The 24,050-nt window shown below is 34.8% G+C and carries 18 protein-coding genes; 13 read left to right on the top strand and 5 right to left on the bottom strand.

Annotated elements, in window-relative coordinates; genetic code table 11:
* Positions 1 to 8: 8 nt before the first annotated feature.
* On the bottom strand, positions 9 to 158 hold the full coding sequence (locus WFZ85_RS10995; RefSeq protein ID WP_342696341.1) for a hypothetical protein: 150 nt from the start codon (positions 156 to 158) through the stop codon (positions 9 to 11).
* Positions 159 to 491: 333 nt separating this feature from the next.
* Here WFZ85_RS10995 and WFZ85_RS10990 point away from each other — a divergent pair, with 333 nt between their 5' ends.
* From WFZ85_RS10990 to WFZ85_RS10955, 8 genes are all read left to right on the top strand, one after another.
* A complete protein-coding gene (locus WFZ85_RS10990) occupies positions 492 to 1,328 on the top strand; it encodes a hypothetical protein (protein WP_342696340.1) in 837 nt (278 codons plus the stop codon).
* Between the two features lie 167 nt (positions 1,329 to 1,495).
* Positions 1,496 to 4,303: a type I restriction endonuclease subunit R gene (locus WFZ85_RS10985; RefSeq protein ID WP_342696339.1), complete on the top strand. Its 2,808-nt coding sequence runs from the start codon at positions 1,496 to 1,498 to the stop codon at positions 4,301 to 4,303.
* A 111-nt stretch (positions 4,304 to 4,414) separates the two neighbouring features.
* Positions 4,415 to 4,723: a type II toxin-antitoxin system RelE/ParE family toxin gene (locus tag WFZ85_RS10980; RefSeq protein ID WP_187657464.1), complete on the top strand. Its 309-nt coding sequence runs from the start codon at positions 4,415 to 4,417 to the stop codon at positions 4,721 to 4,723.
* Between the two features lie 17 nt (positions 4,724 to 4,740).
* On the top strand, positions 4,741 to 5,856 hold the full coding sequence (locus WFZ85_RS10975) for a HigA family addiction module antitoxin (RefSeq protein ID WP_342696338.1): 1,116 nt from the start codon (positions 4,741 to 4,743) through the stop codon (positions 5,854 to 5,856).
* Entirely contained in the window at positions 5,856 to 7,040 is a 1,185-nt protein-coding gene (locus WFZ85_RS10970; protein ID WP_342696337.1) for a restriction endonuclease subunit S, read from the top strand. The genes WFZ85_RS10975 and WFZ85_RS10970 overlap by 1 nt, the downstream gene beginning before the upstream one ends.
* Before the next feature lie 8 nt (positions 7,041 to 7,048).
* Positions 7,049 to 8,242, top strand: coding sequence for a putative phage abortive infection protein (locus WFZ85_RS10965; RefSeq protein ID WP_342696336.1), 1,194 nt, complete (start codon positions 7,049 to 7,051; stop codon positions 8,240 to 8,242).
* Positions 8,243 to 8,254: 12 nt separating this feature from the next.
* Positions 8,255 to 9,748 carry a class I SAM-dependent DNA methyltransferase gene (locus WFZ85_RS10960; RefSeq protein ID WP_342696335.1) on the top strand — a complete coding sequence of 498 codons (1,494 nt, stop codon included), beginning with the start codon at positions 8,255 to 8,257 and terminating at the stop codon, positions 9,746 to 9,748.
* Between the two features lie 56 nt (positions 9,749 to 9,804).
* Complete coding sequence (locus WFZ85_RS10955) at positions 9,805 to 10,368, top strand: hypothetical protein (RefSeq protein WP_342696334.1); 564 nt, start codon at positions 9,805 to 9,807, stop codon at positions 10,366 to 10,368.
* A gap of 93 nt (positions 10,369 to 10,461) precedes the next feature.
* Here WFZ85_RS10955 and WFZ85_RS10950 read toward each other — a convergent pair whose 3' ends face one another.
* On the bottom strand, positions 10,462 to 13,521 hold the full coding sequence (locus tag WFZ85_RS10950; RefSeq protein ID WP_342696333.1) for a DNA polymerase III subunit alpha: 3,060 nt from the start codon (positions 13,519 to 13,521) through the stop codon (positions 10,462 to 10,464).
* 285 nt (positions 13,522 to 13,806) lie between these two features.
* Positions 13,807 to 14,973, bottom strand: coding sequence for a DNA polymerase IV (gene dinB, locus WFZ85_RS10945; protein ID WP_342696332.1), 1,167 nt, complete (start codon positions 14,971 to 14,973; stop codon positions 13,807 to 13,809).
* 99 nt (positions 14,974 to 15,072) lie between these two features.
* Between dinB and WFZ85_RS10940 the strand changes: the two genes are divergently transcribed.
* Entirely contained in the window at positions 15,073 to 15,840 is a 768-nt protein-coding gene (locus tag WFZ85_RS10940; protein ID WP_342696331.1) for an XRE family transcriptional regulator, read from the top strand.
* Positions 15,841 to 16,031: 191 nt separating this feature from the next.
* Here the strand turns inward: WFZ85_RS10940 and WFZ85_RS10935 are convergent, their stop codons facing one another.
* Complete coding sequence (locus WFZ85_RS10935) at positions 16,032 to 16,541, bottom strand: hypothetical protein (protein WP_342696330.1); 510 nt, start codon at positions 16,539 to 16,541, stop codon at positions 16,032 to 16,034.
* A 49-nt stretch (positions 16,542 to 16,590) separates the two neighbouring features.
* Between WFZ85_RS10935 and WFZ85_RS10930 the strand changes: the two genes are divergently transcribed.
* The 3 genes from WFZ85_RS10930 (at position 16,591) to WFZ85_RS10920 (ending at position 19,643) form a co-directional block, all read left to right on the top strand.
* A complete protein-coding gene (locus WFZ85_RS10930) occupies positions 16,591 to 16,782 on the top strand; it encodes a hypothetical protein (protein ID WP_342696329.1) in 192 nt (63 codons plus the stop codon).
* A gap of 139 nt (positions 16,783 to 16,921) precedes the next feature.
* Complete coding sequence (locus WFZ85_RS10925; RefSeq protein WP_342696328.1) at positions 16,922 to 17,560, top strand: hypothetical protein; 639 nt, start codon at positions 16,922 to 16,924, stop codon at positions 17,558 to 17,560.
* Between the two features lie 226 nt (positions 17,561 to 17,786).
* Entirely contained in the window at positions 17,787 to 19,643 is a 1,857-nt protein-coding gene (locus WFZ85_RS10920; protein ID WP_342696327.1) for a mucoidy inhibitor MuiA family protein, read from the top strand.
* Between the two features lie 47 nt (positions 19,644 to 19,690).
* Here the strand turns inward: WFZ85_RS10920 and WFZ85_RS10915 are convergent, their stop codons facing one another.
* Complete coding sequence (locus WFZ85_RS10915) at positions 19,691 to 23,113, bottom strand: methylmalonyl-CoA mutase family protein (protein WP_342696326.1); 3,423 nt, start codon at positions 23,111 to 23,113, stop codon at positions 19,691 to 19,693.
* A 198-nt stretch (positions 23,114 to 23,311) separates the two neighbouring features.
* Here WFZ85_RS10915 and WFZ85_RS10910 point away from each other — a divergent pair, with 198 nt between their 5' ends.
* Positions 23,312 to 24,043, top strand: coding sequence for a DUF4197 domain-containing protein (locus WFZ85_RS10910; RefSeq protein WP_342696325.1), 732 nt, complete (start codon positions 23,312 to 23,314; stop codon positions 24,041 to 24,043).
* The last annotated feature ends 7 nt before the right edge of the window (positions 24,044 to 24,050 follow it).

Raw genomic sequence — 24,050 nt, 5'->3', positions numbered from 1 at the left:
TAAAAAAATTATGGTTTTGGTGGCGGTGGTGGCGGTGGCGTTAATCCTCCGCCTTGACCACCAGTGCCTTGTACTTGGATTGGTGCATCATCAACAGTACAAGAGCTAGTGGCAATAGAGGACAAAATAAAAAACGAGAATAATATAAGCTTTTTCATTGTTAAAATAATTAAAATTAGACATAGATGTGGCCGTTCGAGTGCTGCTCGAAGCCGTTGCAGTGGCAATGCCATTGCGGATTTTAAAAACTCAAAAAGTCTTTTGGGAAGTGAAGTGTGCTACAACAAAACGGTTTCTTTATACTTCCCGAATAAAAATTCAATTCTGAATAGCATCACTCTTTTTAGAAGTAGTTTTGTACATTTGTTCTATCCGCGAAACAGAACAAGAACTAATTCTGAGGCAAAGGAATAGGGTTTTTGTATTAGTGTTTGCAGGAGATTCCGGTCTTTCCTATGATTCCTGATTGTTCCTTAAAAATCCTATTGTTTATGACACAAAATAACTTGGAAGCTTATAAAAAAGCTATAAAACAGCAGTATGACACCGAGAAAACAGGCCTCTACTCTAGCCTATTATTGCAACCCAGTAGAGCCAATTTAAGAAAGCTGTGTGTGGAGCGATTAAAGGAAAATCAATCTCAAGATGATGCCACGACTTTCAAAGTTTTTTTTGGTTTTGAGTTTGGTGAAGGAAATTTAAACCGATTAAAATCGGAGACCGATCGCTTTAGAGCCTTAGAGAATTTTTTGAAAAATACTACCGATTGTAATGCTATCGAAGCAATTAATTTAATAGCCCTATTGGTGGATTATACGCCAAGACCTTTTTTAAAGTTTGCCAAACATTTTTCAGGAAATGAAGCGGCACCATTTAATACTACCCCAGAAAACACTGTTGAGTCTAAAGCAGAAGATTTCCCAGCGACGGTTCCACAAACTAAAAAAAGGAAATTGATGTATGGGATTTTAGGAGTTACAGGATTGTTTTCCATTGGTTATACGGCAAAAGATGTAGCTTTTCCCGAAAAGGAATGTATGCAATGGCAAAAAGACCATTATGAATTGATTGATTGTAGTTCATCTGCTCAGCAAGCCTTTGCTGGTTTTAGTGACATTATTCCTATTGACCACAATGAAATGATGCTGAGAAGAGTTATCCCTACTGACACAACTGTTTTCTTTAAAAATGGTGAACCCCAAATTTGGTACTGCAAAATCAACCAAAAAATAGAATGTTTCAATACTCATGGAACACATCCCGAAACAGGCAAGGCTTTGCGTCCTATTACCAAGTATATTATTGAGAAATATGGGTTAGGTAAGTAACATGACAATATATTTTTAAAAATATTCTTGTTTTTACGGAAAGCCGTAAAGAAAAAGAAATAAGGTTCTCTATTTTTACAAAAAATGTGCATACCATAGGTAAATTAATTTTACATTTTAATTGTAGGGAATAACACTGTATATTTGAAAATATGTTTTACTAAAAGTTGATTATACTTAGAATGACCAACCAAAACCCTGAACAGATAGCACGCGATAATATCGACAAGCAACTTCTTGCCTGTGGATGGATTATACAAGATAAGAAGCAATTCAATCTTGCGGCTGGTTTGGGTATTGCTATTAGAGAATATCAGACGGATGTTGGTCCTGCAGATTATGTGTTGTTTGTGGATAAAAAACCTGTTGGGATTATTGAGGCTAAGCGCGAAGAAGAAGGTGTTCGACTGACTACCGTGGAAGATCAATCCTCACAATATGCCAATGCTAAATTGCGGTTATTGAATAATGACCCCTTGCCTTTTGTGTATGAAAGCACGGGAGAAATAACCCGATTTACGGATTACCGTGACCCAAAACCGCGTTCAAGAAATGTATTTACTTTTCATAGACCGGAAACTTTCGTACAATGGTTAAGCCAACCTAAAACCTTGCGTGCCCGATTGCATGACATTCCAGCTTTGCCTGAAGAAGGTTTGCGGGATTGTCAAATAAAGGCCATTAATAAACTGGAAAAATCATTTAAAGACCAGCGACCAAAAGCCTTAATTCAAATGGCAACGGGTTCAGGTAAGACGTTTACAGCTATTACGTTTGTTTACCGTTTATTAAAATATGCAAAAGCCAAACGCATTTTGTTTTTGGTTGATACTAAAAACTTAGGCGAACAAGCCGAAGGCGAATTTAGAGCGTATACTGCTCAGGAAGATAACCGTTTGTTTACCGAATTGTATGGCGTAACGCGTTTGAACAGTTCGTTTATTCCTAATGACAGCCAAGTATATATCAGCACCATTCAACGTATGTATTCTATACTCAAAGAAACGGAACTGGATGAAAGTGCCGAGGAAGAAAACCCAAACGAAACACGCTATATACCAAAAGAGCCAGTTCCTGTGGGGTATAACGAAAAAGTGCCGATTGAGTTTTTTGATTTTGTGGTGATAGATGAATGTCATCGTTCTATCTACAATTTGTGGAAACAGGTGTTGGATTATTTTGATGTCTTTCAAATTGGGTTGACTGCAACGCCTGACAACAGAACTTTTGGGTATTTTAACCAAAACCTAGTTTCTGATTATGGTTATGAAAAAGCGGTGATTGATGGGGTTTTAGTACCCTATAATGTGTTTACCATCGAAACCGAAATTACCAAAAACGGTGCGAGTATTTTAAAAGAATTCAGTCCGCTTATTGATAGACGTTCCCGACAAACCCGCAAGAAGTTTTGGGAAGCGCTCGATGAAGATGAAGTATATAGCGGCAAGCAATTGGATAAAGACATTGTCAACCCAAGTACCATTAGAACCATTATTAGAGCGACCAAAGAAAACTTACCTTCTATGTTTCCTGACCGAGTGGATGGCAACGGCAATTTTGAAGTGCCCAAACTATTGATATTTGCCAAAACCGATAGTCATGCTGAGGATATTATTGACATCGTTCGTGAGGAATTTGGCGAGGAAAACAAATTTTGCAAAAAGATAACGTATAAGAGTGACGAAGACCCCAAAAGTGTGTTGCAACAGTTTCGCAATGACTATTTCCCACGTATAGCCATTACGGTAGATATGATAGCCACGGGAACCGACATACGACCATTGGAAGTATTACTGTTTATGCGGGATGTGAAAAGCCGTTCTTATTATGAACAAATGAAAGGTCGTGGCACACGCACCTGTACTGTGGAAGAATTGAGAGCCAAAGGAACGCCTGCTGCCAAATACAGTAAAGACCATTTTGTGATTATTGATGCTATTGGCGTGGAGCAATCACAGAAAACCGACAGTCGCCCTTTGGAAAAACTGCCGGGTATTTCGTTGAAAGATGTACTGACCAGTGTGGCAATGGGTAATACCAGTGAAGATATGCTGACTACCTTAGCCAATAGATTGATACGATTGGACAGACAATTGTTAGACAAAGACAAGCAAAAATTTATAGAACAATCGGGTGGTTTTACTATTAACCAAGTGGTGAAACAATTGCTGAATGCATATGACCCGGATACAGTTACGAATTGTGAATTAGAAATTACGAATAGTTTACGAGGACAAGCTCCTATAGAAATTGAAAAAGCCATAGACAATGCCAAACAACAACTAATTGAAAATGCTATTGCCGTTTTTCACAATCCTGAGTTGCGAGACTTTATTGTGGATATCCGCAAGAAGTATGACCAGATTATTGATGTGGTGAACATGGACACGATTACCAACATTGGTTGGGTAAAAGACCAAGAAGCAGCGGCAACTGCCACTATTAATGATTTTAAACAATGGATAGAAAGCCACAAAGACGAGATTACCGCTTTGCAGATTTTCTATGCACAAGATTATAGACACCGCACGTTTACTTATACAATGATAAAAGAATTGTGCGAAAAACTAAAGCACGAAAAACCGCTATTAGCACCTTTAGCCGTTTGGCGTGCCTATGAACAATTGGAAAAAACCAACGGCTCAGCAAAAAACGAGTTAATTGCGCTGGTAAGCTTGATTCGCAAAGTAGTAGGTATTGACACTACCCTAACCGCTTATGATAAAACGGTAGATAAAAACTTTCAAGAGTGGATATTCAAGAAAAATGCTGGACAACACAATGCCTTTACCGAAGCCCAAATGCAATGGTTGCGGATGATGAAAGACTATGTAACCAGCAGTTTTAGTATTGAAAAGGATGATTTTGACCTTAGTCCTTTTAATGCCGAAGGCGGTTTGAGTAAAATGTGGCAGTTATTTGGGGAAGAAACGGATAGTATTATTAAGGAATTAAATGAAGTTTTAGCAGCTTAAATGCAATTACTAATTGTACTTATAGGTTAAATCAATAGTTAATTTTAACCTAATATCACATTTTGTTGTTGTTGTTTTAAAAAATAATTATACTTTTGCAAAAGAATTGAGATGGATTTTACATTTAGAAATAAAGAATTAGAGAAACTATACACTACTGGAAAATCAAAAAAATTGAAGCTTCCAAGTGATATTATTGAAAAATTCTTTGCTAGATTACAACAAATCGAAGCCGCTAACGATATTTATGATCTATGGAATGATAAAGGTTTGAATTTTGAAAAATTAACAAACACTGAAAATTCTTATTCCATGCGCTTAAAAATAAAATACCGTCTTGAAATGGATATTGATTGGAAAAATAATGAACTAACTATTGGTGATTTCATTATAACTGACATTTCAAATCATTATTCTTAAAAAAACAATCTTTCATTATGGCAACTACCCAAAAATTAAGACCCGCAATTAAATTTGGACCAGGTTATTTCATTAAAGAACAAATGGAATATAGAAGCTGGACACAAGAGGAATTAGCTGAAGTTATGGGAATGACAATCAAACACATTAACGCAATTCTAAAAGACAAACAAACCATTACATTGGATACTGCAAAAGTATTAGCTGAAGTTTTTGACACTTCTCCGCAATATTGGTTGAATTTAGATGCTAATTACAGACTTTGGTTAGATTCTGTTCCTTCGGAAAAAGAAAAACAAGCTGAATTAAAAGCCAATCTTTATGAGCGTATGCCTATTAGAGATATGATTGCTAAAAACTGGATTCCAGCTTTTGCAGATGTATATGAACTTTACGATAGCCTTTTGGATTTTTGGAATACTAAAAAATTAGACTTTGATGAATGGGACAAACAAATAACGCCACTTTTAGCAAGAAAATCAGAAAGCTTTAATCAATATAAGGCTTCATACACCTATACTTGGTATCATAAAGCGATGATTGTAGCTAGCGGTTATACTGTTCCTGAATTTGATAAAAAAGGATTAGAAGAACTCTATAATGATTTGCATAATTATACCGTGAAAGAAAACGGTATTAACCAATTTTTAGAAAAGCTCAACCAATTGGGTGTTGTCTTTTTTGTGTTGCCTCATTTGCAAAAAACGTATTTAGATGGTGCAGCTTTTTATTACCAAAACAATCCTGTAATTGTTTATACTGCAAGATATAAACGTATAGATAACTTTTGGTTTACGATAGCACACGAAATAGCACATATTTTAAAACATCTTGACGAAAAGAACACTTTTTTTCTTGATAATTTTAGAGAAGAAGAAGTTAATGATTTAGAAACCGAAGCCAACCAACTTGCGGCTGAAAAACTAAAACACCAAGAAATTGTAACGTATTTAAAAACAAAAATAAATTATCTTTCTACAACTGATATTGAAAACTGTGCTAAACAGTTAGCCATACACCCAGCTTTGATTATTGGAAAATTAGCGTTTGACAAAACCATATCTTTTGCCAACCAACGTCTTTATAATGAGGAAGTCTTGGACTTAATTGATGCTAACTATTTGGTGAAATAATGGATAATAAAGTACCAAAAAGTTGGCAAATAAAAACACTCAATGATGTTTCAAAAAAACTATCGTTAAACAAATTAAAAATCAAGCAAAAAGAATATTTGCCAAGTGGATTATTTCCTGTTATTGATCAAGGACAAGATTTAATTGGAGGATATTATAATGATGAAAGTTTGTTGGTTTCTGATGAACCACCCTATATTATATTTGGTGACCACACGAAAATTAAAAAATATATTACTTTCAAGTTTATTCCAGGTGCTGACGGTGTAAAAGTCTTAAAAGCAAAGGAAAACATTTTACCAAAGTTTTTATTTTATTTACTTTTTACGATTAAAATTGAAGATAAAGGATACGCAAGACATTTTCAGTTGTTAGAAAAAGAAAGCTTTTTAGTTCCTAATGATATTGAAACCCAACAAGCCATTGTCTCCAAAATAGAAGAACTCTTTAGTGAGTTAGACAAAGGCATAGAAGATTTAAAAACCGCACAACAGCAACTCAAAACCTACCGCCAAAGTGTATTGAAATGGGCTTTTGAAGGGAAGTTAACGAATGAGAATTTGAAAGAGGGTGAGTTGCCTAAAAGTTGGGAATGGACAACCTTTCAAAAGGTTTGTATAAAGATTGGAGATATTGACCATAAGATGCCTAAACAATTAGATAAAGGTTATCCTTATGTTTCAACAAAAGACTTTACAAATGATTTAAAAATATCATTTGATAATGCTAAGTATATTTCGGAAGAAGATTATTTAAACTTATCAAGAAAAATAAAACCTGAAAAAGGAGACATTATTTTTCCGCGATATGGCACAATAGGAAAAAATATATTAGTTGATTTTGATAAAGAATTTCTTGTTTCATATTCATGTGCAGTAATAAAACCAAATCATGATATTGTTCTTTCAAAATATATTTACCTTTTTTCATTATCTCCAAAAATAACTGATGAGATTAGAAAATATGTTGTAGAAACAACACAAGCAAATATTGGAATTGCATCAATAAAAAGTTTTGTGTTTCCAATTCCTCCAATGGAGGAACAGTGTAAAGTTGTTGATGAATTAGAAAGCCGATTGAGTGTGGCAGATAAAATGGAGGAAAGTATTACACAAAGCTTGCAACAAGCCGAGGCTTTGAGACAGAGTATATTGAAAAAGGCTTTTAGTGGGGAGTTGGTTTAAAAAAATTTATGAAAACATTTGATAAGAAATTCTGGATAATATTTATACCATTTATAATTTTTATTTTAATGGTTATTTATTTTCCATATTGGGTAAGAGATGAATTATTGTTCTATGATTTCAATGACATGGGGCAAATTGGGGATACTTTTGGTGGGTTAATGGGGCCTTTTATTGGTATTGCAGGTGGTATACTAACATTCTTAGCTTTTTGGGTGCAATACAAAGCTAATGAACAGCAGAAAGATGATTTAAAAATTCAAAGAAAAAGAGAATATTTATCAAGTTTTGAAACTAAGTTTTTCGAATTGATTAGACTACACAGAGAAAATGTAACTGACCAGAATTATACTAAGTTTGGAAAAACGGAAATGGAAAAATATCAAGGACGAAAAGTTTTTAGAGTAATACATAAAGAGTTTGAAGAATGTTATACTGAGATAAAAAGATTTCATAAAATTTATGGTCAAAGCTTCATGAGAAATCAATATAAAAATAAACTAAAATCAATAATTGAAAAAAATAAATTAAATGTAAGTGAAGAAGATTTTGCACTAATAGATTTAGCTTATACTTTTTTATTTTTTGGAGTTGCAAAGGACAGTGAAGCTTTCTTAACAATAAAGTTTAAACAAAAATTTAATGATGATTATTTTGGAAAACTAGTCACGTTTCTCCAATTAAAACCAAAAATGCAGTATGGAAAAATGTATAATTGTTGGAAATATTTCATTAATTTAAATGTTCTTGAAATGAAACCAATTTTTGAAAATATACATACAAACAGAAGAGTTAGTGGTTATGAAGCTCACCTTAATCATATGAATTTTTTTAACAATCTTGCTGTAGAAAAATATTATGGTGGTCATCAACACAGACTAGGACATTATTACAGACATTTATTTCAGTCTTATAAATTCTTATTTAATGAAAATGATTTAACAGACGAGGAAAAATACTTTTTTGGTAAAACTTTAAGGGCACAATTATCTAACTATGAACAGTCATTGTTGTTTCTTAATAGTTTATCAAATTTAGGATTAAAATGGGACTTAAAACCAGAAATTAATCCTATAACAAATAAAGAAATTAGGTTAATATCGGAATACAATATTATAAAAAATGTACCAGGGATACAAGTTTTAGATATTACGTATAAAAAGTATTATCCAAATGTAGAATTTGAATTCGAGGATAATTAAATTAATTTAATAATGAGTAAAGAAAATTCAGCAAACGCATCTAGTATAGTATCCAAAGTTTGGGCATTTTGCCAAACGTTGCGAGACGATGGTGTGGGTTATGGTGACTACTTAGAACAATTAACGTATTTGTTGTTCCTAAAAATGGCAGACGAGTACACCAAACCGCCACACAATAGAACGATGCCAATTCCCAGCGAGTTTGCATGGGAGACTTTAACGAGTAAAAGTGGTACTGAATTGGAGTCGCATTACAACATTATGTTGCGCGAGTTGGCTAAAGAAAAAGGTATTTTGGGGCAAATCTTTGTAAAAAGTCAAAACAAAATACAAGACCCAGCCAAGTTGTATAAACTAATAGCACTAATCAATGCCGAAAACTGGATATTGATGGGCGTAAAAGACAAAGGCGACATCTATGAAGGTATTTTAGAGAAAAACGCAGAAGATACTAAAAGTGGTGCTGGTCAGTACTTCACTCCTCGCCCATTGATTAAAGCGATGGTAGAATGTTTACGACCAGAACCTATGAAAACCATAGCGGATCCCGCTTGTGGAACGGGTGGTTTCTTCCTTGCCGCTTATGACTGGATTGTTGCCAACCGAGATTTAGACAAAGATGCTGCGAAGTTCCTGAAATATGAAACGTTCTTTGGGAATGAGATTGTGGCGAGTACGAGACGCTTAGCGTTGATGAATTTGTTTTTGCATAACATTGGTGATATTGACTCGGATAACTTTATTTCACCTAATGACTCGTTGATTACTGATTCGGGTACGCGTTATGATTATATCTTAGCTAATCCGCCTTTCGGTAAAAAGAGTAGTATGACGTTTACCAATGAAGCTGGCGAACAAGAGAAAGAAGATTTGACCTATAACCGTCAGGACTTTTGGGTAACGACGAGTAACAAGCAATTGAACTTTGTGCAACACATTCGCACCATGCTAAAAACCACAGGACAAGCTGCTGTAGTATTGCCTGATAATGTTTTGTTTGAAGGTGGTGTTGGAGAAACGGTGCGTAAGAAATTGTTAGACACTACTAATTTACATACTATACTTAGATTACCCACAGGAATATTCTATGCTAATGGTGTGAAAGCAAATGTGTTATTCTTTGATGGTAAGCCTTCGAGCAAAGACCCATGGACAAAGGAAGTTTGGGTGTATGATTACAGAACTAATATTCATCATACGTTGAAGAAAAATCCGTTAAAGTTAGAAGACTTGCGTGATTTTATCAACTTATATAATTCAGAAAACAGACATAAAAGAAAAGAAACCTATAACGCTGAAAGTAATCCCGAAGGACGTTGGAGAAAGTTTGGCTACGACGAAATCATAGCAAGAGACAAAACCAGTTTGGATATCACGTGGTTAAAAGATAAATCGTTAGCGGATTTAGATAATCTACCTGACCCAGATGTATTAGCGTTGGAGATAGTAGAGAATATTGAGGCTGGATTGGAGAGTTTTAGAGCGATTATTGAAGGGTTGAAGTAATTTATTTAAAGTTTTACTACCTTTGAGCAAACCCAATCTATCAATCCTTTATACACTTGAACAAACTCAAAATTAACCTCTTAGGCACGGGTGTAGTAATCAAAAGAATTCTATTGCCTGAGTCTGTTTTAGAAGAATGGAAAGGATTCATTAACCCAAAAAGTTCCTTAACAAAAGCTTTAGTTGATCCGTTTTTTTACTATAAACTAAAAGATAAAAGGTATAACTGTCTAGAAGATTTGCCCTCGGAGCACTGCTCAGGAATTATTAATGCTCCCAAAAGTCAAATTGAGTTTTGGTTCAATCGCAAAAAAGTATCTAAAATAAATACGGCTGAGTTATTCAACGAAAACCTGCTATTTCCCCTATTCCACCTCGAAAAAACTAGCACTTCATTTGTATCCAAAAATGGGATTTACATCCTTCAAAACGAAATTGGAACCATCGGCACGTGTGAATTAATGGTCAATTCAGAGCAGCTTACTATTGACGATTTTCTCTTTGAAACTGATAGTCTGCAGCACAACACTTTTATAAAAAACATCAGCTACCAAAACCAAAATTTAGCGTTTGTAAAAAAAGATACCATGATCACTTACCAAATAGGTTTTGAAGTGTAGCTATATAACCCTAAAAAAGAGCTACTTTTTAATACAGCGGTTTGAAAAACGTTATTGTAATCTTTTGCTATTTTATGGAGGGAAATTCAGCTTTTATTGGTCAATCATTTTAAATCTCGGAATATTTATTTCGTGTGGCTGCGGATATGGTGCACGTTCCGTAGTACTGATGTCGCCACGAAGTTGCTCGGTAGCTTTAAATTGAAGCGCATTAGAATTAGCATAGCGTGGATCGGGTTTGAACGGCATTTTTGCCATCTTAGTCACTGTAATGGTGGGGAAATGATAATCAACTTCTACAATCCCTAATAGTAGGTAACAACCGCCACCTTTAAAAGAGTAGTTTTCCAGACTTTTAGGGAAATGTGCGGTGTCAAAATAATCGCCGTTTACGTCTATCCACGTTCCAAAAAACATCATCCCCATTTTAGTAGGCACTTGTTTTATAGAAACCAAATAGGCGATTAACTTTACTTCTTTTTTTAAATAATTGGTGAGATTTTGGGCCACGACTTCGCTTTTGTAACTTGTCTCTAACAAATCAAAGGGCGAACAAGAAACCGGAAAACCCAGTAATTCCATCTCATCAAAAGCATCTTCTAAATAAGAACGTTCTAGGAGCGGAAATTGAAATTCTTTGGTGGGTTCTTCCATCAGGAGCAAATTATTTTTAGTAGGTTTCTGGTGTGCTAAAAGCATTCGGGCTTGGATAATTAATTGACTTTTAGATTTACCCGTACATCGAAAAGCACCAATAAAAATTAAAGTTTGTATGCTTTCTAATCCAGCTTGAATTCTATTGATAAAATTTTCTAAAGAGGTAAAATCGCCATTCAATTCTCGTTCAGCAACGATACTTTGTATCAAATCGCTGTTCAAATTATTTAACAACATAAATCCTAAATACACATCAACGCCATACACAGCGGTTTGAAAACAACTTTTATTAATACATGGATTATGAATAATTGCGCCACTCATTTTGGCTTCGTGAATGTAAATTTCGGGTCTATAAAATCCGCCACCATTATTGATGGCTGCGACCATGAATTCTATACCAAAATAGGTTTTGAGATACAAACTTTGATAACTCTCCACGGCATACGATGCGGAATGTGCTTTACAAAACGAATATCCTGCGAAACTTTCTATTTGTCGATAGACTTCTTCGCTTAATTTTAACGGATGTCCTTTTTTTTGGCACGAAATAAAAAATTGCTCCTTTACCGATTGTAATTCTTTTAGTGAACGTCCTTTTCCGCTGATGGCACGTCGCAAAATATCGCCATAGGATGCTTCCAACCCGGCGTAGTGCAAGGCAATTTTAATTACATCTTCTTGATAAACCATTACGCCATAGGTTTCGCCTAATTGCTCTTTAAAAACTTCGTGGAAATAGTCAAACTTATCTGGATTATTGTGCCTAAAAATATACTCTCGCATCATGCCGCTTTGTGCCACTCCAGGACGAATGATGCTTGAGGCAGCAACCAACGTTTTATAATTATCACATTTTAGTCGGCGTAGCAATCCACGCATCGCTGGACTTTCGATATAAAAGCAACCCAATGTTTTGCCAATGCTCAATAGTTGGTTGCACTTGGCTTCGTTTTTTGACAAAGAAATATCAGTAATGTCAATTGTAATACCTCTGTTTTTTTCAATGATTTTTACAGCTTCGTCAATAGTGCCCAAACCGCGTTGACTGAGAATATCAAATTTTTCAAAGCCTATGTCTTCGGCAACGTACATATCAAATTGTACAATGGGGAAACCTTTTGGTGGCATTTCTAAAGCGGTGAAATTGGTAATGGGTTCTTCTGAAATGATAATGCCGCAGGAATGCATGCTACGCTGGTTGGGGTATTTCTCGAGCATCATGCCATATTCTTGCACATATTTCACCACGGAATTACTATCAATTTGTCTTCCTTTGGCTTTGGATAGTCCGTCGAGTTCTTCTTTTGATAAGCCAAAAACTTTGCCTACTTCTCTAAAAATGGAGCGGTATTTAAATTCTACATTGGTGCCACAAAATGCTACATGATTTGGATCAAACCGTTTAAAAATATAATCGAGAATGCAATCGCGTTCGCGCCACGACCAATCGATATCAAAATCGGGTGGCGATTTCCGATTTTCGTTTAGAAAACGTTCAAAATATAGGTCAAGTTCTATTGGGCAAATATCGGTAATGCCTAGACAATAGCTCACGATGCTGTTCGCACCACTTCCACGCCCAACGTGCATAAAACCTTGACTTTTGCTGTATTGCACAATATCCCAAGTGATGAGAAAGTAACCGCTAAAGTTTAAATCGTTAATTACTTTTAGTTCTTTAATTACTCTGGTTTGCGCTTCTTTATTGTTGTTTCCATAACGCTTTATGAGTCCGGTTTTGGCTAATTTTTCGAGTAGTAATCTATCGCCTTCTTTGCTTTTGGTATAAAACTTTTTGTTGCGAGGTGTTTTGAACTCAAATTCAAAGTGACATTGATTGATTATAAATTCGGTGTTTTTTATAATTTCTGGATAATCCGCATATTTTGTGATGAGTTCATTTTCTGGAATAAGCAGTTCCGTTTTGTGGCAAATGTCATCATCGGTTAGTTTTGATAATAAAGTATTGTTATCGATGGCGCGAAGAATGCGGTGCAGGTTGTATTCTTTTTTGGTACTGAAAGTTACGGGTTGTAAAATAACTGCCTTTGGGATGAACTGTTTCCAATCGGGTTTGAAGAGTTTGATGATTTCGGTTGGTTTGATACCGATGTATTCAAAATCTCTCAGGTTCTCTGGTGCATTTTCTGATGGATAAATTATGATTACGTGTTCGAAATTTGGAGCAAAATAGGGTAATTCGGTTTTTGAGAGGTTGTGTTTGGTGAGTAATCGACACATTTCGCCAATGCCGTTTTGGTTTTTGGCCAAGCCAATGTAAAGCAACTTGTTATTTTGCCGAAATTCGACACCAACAATGGCTTTTATACTGGCTTCATCACAGCGTTTTTTGAATTCGTAAATTCCTGTTATGGTGTTGATATCGGTAAGTGCCAATGCAGTAACGCCACAAGTTTTGGCTTGTGCTATGAGTTCGTCTACAGGAATGGTGCCGTAGCGAAGGCTGTGATAGGAATGGCAGTTGAGGTACACGGGAGGTTTGTGGGTTTAAGGGTTTAAGGGTTTAAAGGTTTAAGGGTTTAAGGGTTTAAATGTTTAAGGGTTTAAATGTTTAAGGGTTTAAATGTTTAAGGGTTTAAATGTTTAAGGGTGAGGGTAAAGAACCGAGATTTTAGAATGAGTGTGCCTTTTTTCTTTTCTCTTTTCTCTTTTCTCTTTTTTTGCGTTAGGGATTGAAGTGGAAATCCTTTTTTTCTTTTTCAGAAAAAAAGATTGGAACGAAAAGCCCGACCCGAAGGGTAACGCCCAACTAATTTTTTAACTTTTCATCTTTACATCTTTTAATTTCATTCCTGAACATCGGGCAACCGCATCGAAACCAAATCGGTTTTTAATTTTATCAATGGCTTGGTAGAGTGAGAGCATTTCGGTGGTGTCTTCAAACATATTGATTTGGTAAGTGCCGCGAACTAGACCTGTAAATCGAATTCCGATGAGCCGCAAACGCATTCTTCTGGTGTATAATTTTTGGAATAAATCGAGTGCTGCCGTGGTTAAAACATGGTCAAACGAGGTGTAAGGAATTTTGATTTGCTTGGTTTCAGTGTCAAAATTGTTATACCTAATTTTTACGACCACTGTGGATGCGAGAAATCCTTCGGTTCGCAATTGATAGGCTAATTTTTCTATCATCCCAGCGATTAACGATTTGATATTTGGAATGTCTATTGTGTCGGTTTCAAAGGTGTGTTCGGTAGAGATTGATTTTCTTTCGGTGTAAGGTTCTACGGGATTGTTGTCTATTCCGTTGGCTTTTTTCCAGATTTCGATGCCGTTTTTACCAATCATTTGCTGCAAGATTTCGACTGGCATTTGGGCTAATGTTTGGATATTTCTGATGCCTATTCGGGATAAGAGTTGAAAAGTAACATCGCCGAGCATCGGTATTTTTTGAATAGGTAATGGATTTAAAAATGGTTTTACGTTGGTTTCAGTAATTTCTAATCGGCCAAATGGTTTGGCTTCGCCAGTGCCAATTTTAGAAACCGTTTTATTGACTGATAATGCAAAACTGATGGGTAAACCGCTTTGTTTTTGAATTTTGGATGCCAATTCTGATGTCCAGTTATAGCAACCAAAAAACTTGTCCATTCCGGTTAAATCGAGATAAAATTCGTCGATACTGGCTTTTTCTACTACAGGCGTTACCTCTTCAATAATGGAAGTGACTTCGTGTGATTTATTAGAATAGAATTCCATATCGCCTTTAACTACAGTAGCTTGCGGACAAAGGCGTAACGCATATTTTATAGGCATAGCGGAACGAACGCCAAATTTTCGAGCTTCGTAGGAACAGGACGCAACCACACCACGATCAGAACTACCACCGATAATGAGAGGCATGCCAATAAGTTTTGAGTTGACCAATCTTTCGCACGAAACGAAAAAGGTATCTAAATCCATATGTACAATTGCGCGTGACATACTCTGTTTACTATTTAATGATGAAAATTTATGTTACAAAATTAGAACCATATTACCAAAAATAATTATATTTGTTGTGAATTAAATTCACATTAACATATGTCTATCTTTTCAGATAATCTTAGATACCTTCGTGTTAAAAGCGGAATGACACAACAAAAAATTGCAGATGAATTGCGTATACCTCGTGAACGCTATGCAAAATATGAAGGAACAACAGATCCGCCACTTGATTGTTTACAAAGGATTTCTAGATACTTTCACGTGAGTATCGATTTATTGCTGTCTTTTGATATTCGACGTGTGCCCTACGAGAATTTATTACAGCTCGAGGAAAACCGTATTTTGCTTCCAATTACTGTAGATAGTAACGGCGAGAATAAAATTGAAATTGTGGCTTCTAAAGCAAAAGCGGGCTATTTGACTGGTTATGGAGATCCAGAATTTATTGAAAATTTACAACGTATTTCGCTATCTTTTCTATCTAATGGAAAATACAGAGCGTTCCCAATTGAAGGCGATTCGATGCCGCCACACAACGATAAATCGTTTATTGTAGGGAAATATATTGAGAAATTAGCCGATATCAAAGAAGGGAAAACCTATGTAGTTTTAAGCAAAAACGACGGAATCGTATACAAGAGAATTTATCGAAAACCCAAACGAGAGACGATTTTTATCTTTCATTCGGATAATGTTGCTTACGAACCCTATGAAGTGAAAGCCAGCGATATTCTGGAAATTTGGGAGCATGTTTGTAGTTTTTGTACCCAGGAATATCAACCCGACGATTTAGGAGTGACGAATGTTACCGCTATGTTTCAACAGTTGCGAATGGAAATTGGTGCGTTGAAGAAAGTGAATTAGTTTTTTTCTGTTCCTTTTCTTTTACAAAGAAATTTGAAAAGATAATTTAAACAAAATGAGCCCAATTAACATTGAGCTCATTATTGTGAATGGTATAAAATTTTGGTTACAGTCTGCACCAGCAAACATTTTTTTTAAACTCATTCACTTCATTTCGTGAGTGAAATTTAAACTACTACAAGCAAGAAATATTACAATTTGGTTTTGATCATCTTGCTTTCATCAATGCCGTATGCTTCAATCACAGCTTTATAATCGTTAAGATTTACTGCATTTTTATTAGCAAAAAATCCAGGAATTACGACTACTCTGAATACCTGATTCAATCTAAAGCCTGGACTAACGCTTAAAAGATCAAATCCTTGCATAGAAATTTCTGCATCAAAACGCGTAAAATCGAAATCATATCTTAAATCTAGTGTACCATCGGGGAAATAATACGACTCGGGTAATAATTTCCACACATCTTCACCTTGAAAAACTCCAGATAAACGATAGACTAAAACCATATCTGAATTAAAAATAGGACGAGGAAAAACTAATACTGAGGTAAAACTATTGGGTACAAAATTCACATTGCTGTATTCAAATACCTGACTGATAGTATCGTTATCAATACCATTGTTGATATCTTCATTTACAGTACATCCTTGTAGCGTTATCATCCCGATAAAAGCTAAAATTAGGGTAATCTTTTTCATAACATATAATTTTAAGAGTGTAATATTACAAAATACTTGCTCAATACTTGTGCCAAAGTTATTTTTTACTGCTTATAAAAAGTATTTTTACACCATGGGAAGAAATAACGACAAGAATATCAAAGCATATAACGATAAACTTCATAAAGCGCAAGACAAAGCCAAGGCAAAAAAAATAGCGCGCGAAGAACTGCGAAAAGCTATCATGAAGAAGTTTAATGAAGGAAAATCTAGTCAATAATTACTATTTTTAATTTTTCTGAATAGTATGTTTGCAATGGTTACACTGAAATAAATTGTGTAGAAATGAAATAATTCAATTTGTTTTAGCATTATTACTATTAAATTTAAACTAAATCATTACAAAGCTGACCAAAACCATGAAAAATAATGTTTTAAAATATATAGTCGTACTGATTATAATTCATTGTTCTGCTGCATATTCGCAAAAGAATTCGTTCATCGTAACAACCACTAATGACACGATTTATGTAGATAAAATTGTTTTGAAAGAGGATAAAATCAAAGTAACAACTCATGATAGTACAAAAAAGTACAGCTACCAGGAATTAAAAAGTTTTTACACCGCCAAAGACAATAAGCATTTTGAAAAAGTGATATCGCCACCATCGGCAGATGCGTATATTAAAAAAGTATATTTTAAAAATGACTATTACTTTTTAAACCGATTAACACAAGGAAAAGTAAAGCTATTTAGCTTTAGTGTAAAAGGGTTGGTGATGTCTGCGGCAAGTCCGCACATGATGGCACCCTTAAGTTTTAGTGACGATTTGTATTTCATTTCAATATACGACTCTAAATTAGAGCCCATTGGTGATCACTTTAAGTTAAAATTGACTAAAGAGGTGTTTGACATTTTATCGGTTTATCTATACGGCAATGATGAAATCACAAAAGAATTGCATGATTTATACAATACAAAACCAACGCCAGCAAAAAAGGAAATCATTGATTTAATTAATAAATATAATGTGTGGGTTGCAAAACGTAAAAAGTAGTTTGGAAATAGTTAAGAGTTTTGAATTTTAGAGGATAAATTAAAGTCTTAACTTCTAAAACTGGAAGCAAAGCCGTTTAATGATTATCCAAATTATTAATAAAATACTTAGTTTGAATTTCGAAAATAATTAAAAGCGCTACACTAGAAAAAAATGTTGCATATTTTGATTTTTAAAATGAATATCTTTGAACATGATAGTTTATTAACATTTACAAAAACAATACATGAAAAAAATTATTTTAGTTTTACTTTCTACAATAAATCTGTTTGCAACTGAAATTAAAACAAAAGCAACGCCAAGAGAGGTAACTGTTTATACTAGTGGAGCACAGATAACATCAGATGTAAGTGCAACTATTCCTGCAGGAACAACTACACTGAGAATTATTGATCTTTCTCCTTTTGTAAATCAAAATACTATTCAGATAAGTGGTTTAAAAGATATTTCGATACTATCAATTGGTTTTGAAAATATTTTTTATCCAAAAAAAATCATGTCCGATAAAATAAAGACAATGCAAGCAGAGATTTTATTCAAACAAAGAGAAATAAGCGTTTTGCAGAGCTATATAAAAGGATTAGAAGAGGAGGAATCGCTTCTTTCAATAAATAAAAGTTTAGGAAGTAACCAGCAAGCAGTTACATTGGAAAAAATACTACTTCATTCAAAACATTACCGAGAAAGAGTACCAATTATTAAAATGGAAATCTATGATACCAGCAAAAAAATTAGTATTTTGGACAGCGAGGTTAAAATAATGCAACTAGAAATGCAAAAAATGACAGGCGATTCTGAGGAACAAAAAGGAGAAATAATTGTTAAACTTAATAATCCAAGAGAGTCTGTAAAACTAAATATGACACTTAAATACAATGTTTCTGGAGCTGGCTGGGTTCCATCTTATGAGATAAAAGCCAATAATACTAAAGATGCATTACAATTTATTTACAAAGCCCAAGTGTATCAAAAAACTGGAGAAAACTGGGAGGATATTAAAATAACATTATCTACTGGAAACCCGACCGAAAATAATGATAAGCCCAAAGTTGAAAGCCAATACCTTAATTTTATTTATTCAAATAATTATGTAAACAACCGAGAGACAAATAAAATTTACACATACAACCCAATGGTAAAAGTTGTTTCGGGTGTTGTTACCGAAAATGGAATGCCATTACCGGGCGCAAACATTGTAGTTAAAGGAACAAATCGCGCTACACAAACCGATTTTGACGGACGTTACACCATAAAAGTTGAAAATGGAAAAGAACTAGTCTATTCTTTTGTAGGCATGGAAGATAGTACTCTACCTGTCTATAGCACAGTTATGAATGTCAATTTGAAGAGCGGTGCAATGTTGGAAGAAGTTGTTGTACAAGGATATAGAGCAAATTCAAAAGTCGAAAAAGCAGATATAACAGCTGTAGAAGAAGACATTCAGGTTACAGGCTCAGGAGATGAAAAAGAAGTTGTATTAAACACTGTAGTTTTTAAAATCTCAAAAAACTATAGTATTCCATCACTAGATACTCCATCTATGATTGAAATTGACAAATTCACAATTCCTGCTGAATTTGAATATTTTGCAGCACCATTACTGAATGAAAATGTTTTCCTAACTGCCAAAGTAAAAGATTGGAATAAATATGATTTACTTCCAGGTGATGCCAGTATTTATTTAGAAGGTACTTATGCAGGTACAACATATATAAACCCATATCAAACCGATGAAGAATTAATCGTTTCTATGGGTATTGATGCTAATTTAGTTATTGAGAGAAAACAGCTCAACAACTTAAAAGACAAATCGCTGTTTGGAACTACTAAAATAGTTAATCGTAATTATGAAATTACTTTGCGTAATAACAAAACCACTGATGTATTAGTAAAAGTTTATGACAGAATTCCTGTATCTCAAAACAAAGAAATAAAAGTTGACACACAGATAATTGATAGTGCTCAATATGATGAAAAAACTGGAATTCTCTTTTGGAACATTTCTTTAAATCCAAAACAAACGGCAAAAAAGCAATTGGGATATCAAGTAAAATATCCTAGAAATAAAAAAGTAAACTTATAAAAAAAACCTCACATCTTTGTGAGGTTAATTTCTATAAAAAATCTAATTTACATATTCCTCCTATACTGCCCACCAACTTCAAATAAGCCAGTTGTTATTTGACCCAATGAACAATACTTAGTAGCATTCATCAAGACTTCAAAAATATTTTCGTTGTTGATGGCAGCATTTTGCAAGGCCTTGATTTGCTCTTGTTCTGTATCTTGATAGGTTTTATGTAAGTTTGCCAAGGTTTTGATTTGCTCTTGTTTTTCCTCTTCGGTAGCTCTAATCACCTCAGCTGGTAAAACGGTTGGCGAACCTTTGGAACTCAAAAAGGTATTTACCCCAATAATTGGAAACTCACCCGTATGCTTCAGCATTTCATAATACATACTTTCTTCTTGAATTTGATTGCGTTGGTACATGGTTTCCATCGCGCCCAAAACACCGCCGCGTTCCGTAATTTTGTCAAATTCTTTTAACACGGCATCTTCTACCAAATCCGTTAACTCCTCGATAATAAACGAACCTTGAATTGGGTTTTCGTTTTTGGCTAAGCCCAATTCTTTATTGATAATCAGCTGAATAGCCATGGCACGACGAACACTTTCCTCGGTTGGTGTCGTGATTGCCTCGTCATAGGCATTGGTATGTAGCGAATTACAATTGTCATAAATAGCATATAAAGCTTGCAACGTAGTTCGAATATCGTTAAAATCAATTTCTTGCGCGTGTAACGATCGACCCGAAGTTTGAATATGATATTTTAACATCTGCGCTCTTTCGTTGGCACCATATTTATTTTTCATGGCTTTCGCCCAAATTTTACGTGCTACTCTTCCAATCACAGAATACTCTGGGTCAATTCCATTCGAAAAGAAGAAGGATAAATTGGGTCCAAAATCATTAATATTCATACCACGGCTTAAATAATACTCAACATAAGTAAAACCGTTGGACAGCGTAAAGGCTAACTGAGTAATCGGATTAGCGCCAGCTTCGGCAATGTGATAACCTGAAATTGAAACCGAATAAAAGTTGCGCACATTCTTTTGAATAAAATATTCTTGTACATCACCCATCAATCGTAAGGCAAACTCCGTTGAAAAAATACAGGTGTTTTGCGCTTGGTCTTCTTTCAAAATATCCGCTTGTACTGTGCCCCGAACTTGGGATAGCGTTTTATATTTTATATCTTGATAGATTTCTAGTGGCAAAACTTGGTCGCCAGTTACACCAAGAAGTAGTAAACCTAAACCATTATTCCCTTCTGGTAATTCGCCATTATATTTTGGCCGAGGTAAACCTTTTTTCTTATAAATTTCGTTGATTTTTTCTTCAACCTCAACTTGCAGGTTGTTCTCCACAATATATTTTTCGCAACTTTGATCGATAGCGGCATTCATAAAAAAGCCTAACAGCATTGGTGCTGGACCATTAATGGTCATAGAAACCGAAGTCAATGGGTGACTTAAATCAAAACCAGAATACAACTTCTTAGCATCGTCTAGACAACAAATGGAAACGCCGGCATTACCAATTTTTCCATAAATATCAGGACGCAAATCGGGGTCGTTTCCATATAAAGTAACACTATCAAAAGCGGTAGACAATCTTTTGGCAGGCAATCCGGCACTCACATAATGGAAACGTTTGTTGGTTCTTTCTGGTCCGCCTTCGCCCGCAAACATTCGGCTTGGGTCTTCGCCTTCGCGTTTAAACGGATACAACCCTGCTGTGAAAGGAAATTCTCCAGGAACGTTTTCTTGTAGGTTCCATTTTAAAATATCGCCCCAGGCTTCATACTTGGGTAGTGCTACTTTTGGAATTTGAGTGTGCGATAAACTTTCGGTGTGTGTAGCAATTTTAATTTCCTTGTCACGTACCTTGAAACTGTAAATAGGATTTTTGTATTTAGAAACTTTTTCTTTCCAAGTAAGAATTATTTCCCAATTGAATGGGTCGAGGTTCATTTTTACGCGGTCAAATTCTTTCAGTAACAGATTTATGAATTCAAACTCTGACAGGGTTTCAAACCCTGTCAGAGTTAGTCCAAACTTATCTAAAACCGGAACTTTATTTGCAACTGATTCAACGGTTTTATAAATTCCATACAACTTTTGCGCTACCTCAACTTGTGTCAAAACCGTTTCATCATATTTGCGATTATTTTCTGCAATTTCAGATAAATAACGCGTTCTATGTGGTGGTATGACAAATATCTTCTCGCTCATTTCACGCGTGATTTCAAAAGTAGACTGTAAATTGGCTCCTGTTTTCTCCACTACTTTATCCATGATTTTCTTATAAAGCGTGTTCATTCCTGGATCATTGAACTGCGAAGCAATCGTACCGAAAACTGGCATTTCATCTGGATTGGTATCCCAAAGGTTATGATTGCGCTGGTATTGTTTTTTTACATCGCGCAGGGCATCAAGTGCGCCACGTTTGTCAAATTTGTTTAAAGCTACTAAATCAGCAAAGTCTAACATATCAATTTTTTCTAATTGTGTAGCCGCACCAAATTCGGGTGTCATTACATATAGCGATACATCAGAATGCTCAATAATTTCTGTATCACTTTGTCCAATTCCAGAAGTTTCTAAAATGATTAGGTCATATTTTGCTGCTTTCAAAACTTGAATTGCTTCATTAACATATTTAGATAAAGCTAAATTGGATTGACGTGTTGCCAAGGAACGCATATAAACTCTTGGATTGTTGATGGCATTCATACGAATTCTATCACCTAGCAAAGCACCACCGGTTTTGCGTTTTGATGGATCAACAGAAATTAATCCTATGGTTTTTTCTGGAAAATCGATTAAAAAGCGGCGCACCAATTCATCTACCAAAGACGATTTTCCTGCACCACCAGTACCTGTAATTCCCAAAACAGGAATGTGTGAGGTTTCATTTTTCTTGTGGATTTTGTCTAACGTATCTTTGGCTACCTCAGGAAAATTTTCTGCCGAGGAAATCACACGAGCAATTGCCGTTGGATTTTTTTCTTCCAAATGATTGATTTCACCATTTAAAACATCACCTACAGGATAATCCGATTTTTTTACCAAATCATTTATCATGCCTTGCAATCCCATGGCACGACCATCATCTGGAGAATATATTCTTGTAATTCCGTACTCATGCAATTCTGAAATTTCACTGGGCAAAATTACACCACCACCACCACCAAAAATCTTGATGTGTCCTGCGCCTTTTTCTTTCAATAAATCGTACATGTATTTGAAATACTCATTGTGGCCGCCTTGATAGGAAGTCATCGCAATAGCATTGGCATCTTCTTGTATAGCAGTATTCACTACTTCTTCTACACTTCTATCATGACCAAGGTGAATGACTTCAACACCAGTGGCTTGAATAATTCGACGCATAATATTTATAGCAGCATCGTGGCCATCAAAAAGAGAGGCAGCAGTAACAATTCTAACTTTATTTTTTGGGATATAAGGCATTTGTGATTCCATTTTGCGGATGTGATAATTTTGAGTGCGCAATTTACGTAATAAATAAAAATTGTTACAACGATTTCGTAGAAAACATAAAATTTATAACTGGTAATGATTTTATACTATCTCCTGTGCTTTTTTATGCAAAAAAAGACATTCATTACCTGATTAAATTAATTGGCTTCATTTTTGATATTCTTTTAAAAAAAATAATATATGAAATCGAAATTTATACTTCTTTTACTACTTCCAGTTTTAGGTTTCAGTCAAATAAAATTATCTGACCAAATAAAAAAATCAATTCCAAAGAAAATTCCAACTAGTAAATCTGCGTTAAGTGCAACTGATATCGCAAAAGGATTGAAAGAAGCGTTAAATAAAGGCATTGAGAAACAAGTATCTAAGCTTACTATGGAAGACGGTTTCTATAAAAACGAATTGGTAAAAATTTTGTTGCCAGAAGAGTTACAGAAAGTAGATAAAACCTTGCGAAAAATGGGACTCAGTTCGCTTGCCGACGAAGGATTACTAATGTTAAATCGTGCAGCAGAAGATGCAGTAAAGGAGTCTACGCCCATTTTTGTAAATGCGGTTAAAAACATAAGTTTTGACGATGCAAAAAATATTCTGATGGGTAATGAAAACCAAGCTACTTCTTATTTGCAAACCAATACTGCAAGTGCTTTATATGAAAAATTTAACCCTGTTATTCAAAATTCTTTTGCTAAAGTTGGTGCCGATAAAGTATGGGAAAGTATTATAAAAAAATACAATTCTATTCCATTAGTAAATAAAGTGAACCCCGATTTAACCGATTATACTACCAATGAAGCTTTAGAAGGTGTTTTTAAAATGATAGCTATAGAAGAAAAGACCATTAGAATGGATATGAAAGCAAGAACATCTCCATTATTACAACAGGTATTTGCTATGCAGGATAAAAAATAATTTAAAT

The organism is Flavobacterium aureirubrum, assembly GCF_038739835.1.
GTDB lineage: Bacteria > Bacteroidota > Bacteroidia > Flavobacteriales > Flavobacteriaceae > Flavobacterium > Flavobacterium aureirubrum.
This window is presented reverse-complemented; position numbering and strand designations above follow the sequence as displayed.

Bases quoted from the DNA above. Each gene is read 5' to 3' on its own strand.
- WFZ85_RS10995 (WP_342696341.1), bottom strand. From the start codon at position 158: ATGAAAAAGCTTATATTATTCTCGTTTTTTATTTTGTCCTCTATTGCC.
- WFZ85_RS10980 (WP_187657464.1), top strand. From the start codon at position 4,415: ATGGATTTTACATTTAGAAATAAAGAATTAGAGAAACTATACACTACT.
- WFZ85_RS10965 (WP_342696336.1), top strand. From the start codon at position 7,049: ATGAAAACATTTGATAAGAAATTCTGGATAATATTTATACCATTTATA.
- WFZ85_RS10920 (WP_342696327.1), top strand. From the start codon at position 17,787: ATGAAAAAAATTATTTTAGTTTTACTTTCTACAATAAATCTGTTTGCA.
- WFZ85_RS10915 (WP_342696326.1), bottom strand. From the start codon at position 23,113: ATGGAATCACAAATGCCTTATATCCCAAAAAATAAAGTTAGAATTGTT.
- dinB (WP_342696332.1), bottom strand. From the start codon at position 14,973: ATGTCACGCGCAATTGTACATATGGATTTAGATACCTTTTTCGTTTCG.
- WFZ85_RS10910 (WP_342696325.1), top strand. From the start codon at position 23,312: ATGAAATCGAAATTTATACTTCTTTTACTACTTCCAGTTTTAGGTTTC.
- WFZ85_RS10960 (WP_342696335.1), top strand. From the start codon at position 8,255: ATGAGTAAAGAAAATTCAGCAAACGCATCTAGTATAGTATCCAAAGTT.
- WFZ85_RS10990 (WP_342696340.1), top strand. From the start codon at position 492: ATGACACAAAATAACTTGGAAGCTTATAAAAAAGCTATAAAACAGCAG.
- WFZ85_RS10975 (WP_342696338.1), top strand. From the start codon at position 4,741: ATGGCAACTACCCAAAAATTAAGACCCGCAATTAAATTTGGACCAGGT.
- WFZ85_RS10970 (WP_342696337.1), top strand. From the start codon at position 5,856: ATGGATAATAAAGTACCAAAAAGTTGGCAAATAAAAACACTCAATGAT.
- WFZ85_RS10935 (WP_342696330.1), bottom strand. From the start codon at position 16,541: ATGAAAAAGATTACCCTAATTTTAGCTTTTATCGGGATGATAACGCTA.
- WFZ85_RS10925 (WP_342696328.1), top strand. From the start codon at position 16,922: ATGAAAAATAATGTTTTAAAATATATAGTCGTACTGATTATAATTCAT.
- WFZ85_RS10940 (WP_342696331.1), top strand. From the start codon at position 15,073: ATGTCTATCTTTTCAGATAATCTTAGATACCTTCGTGTTAAAAGCGGA.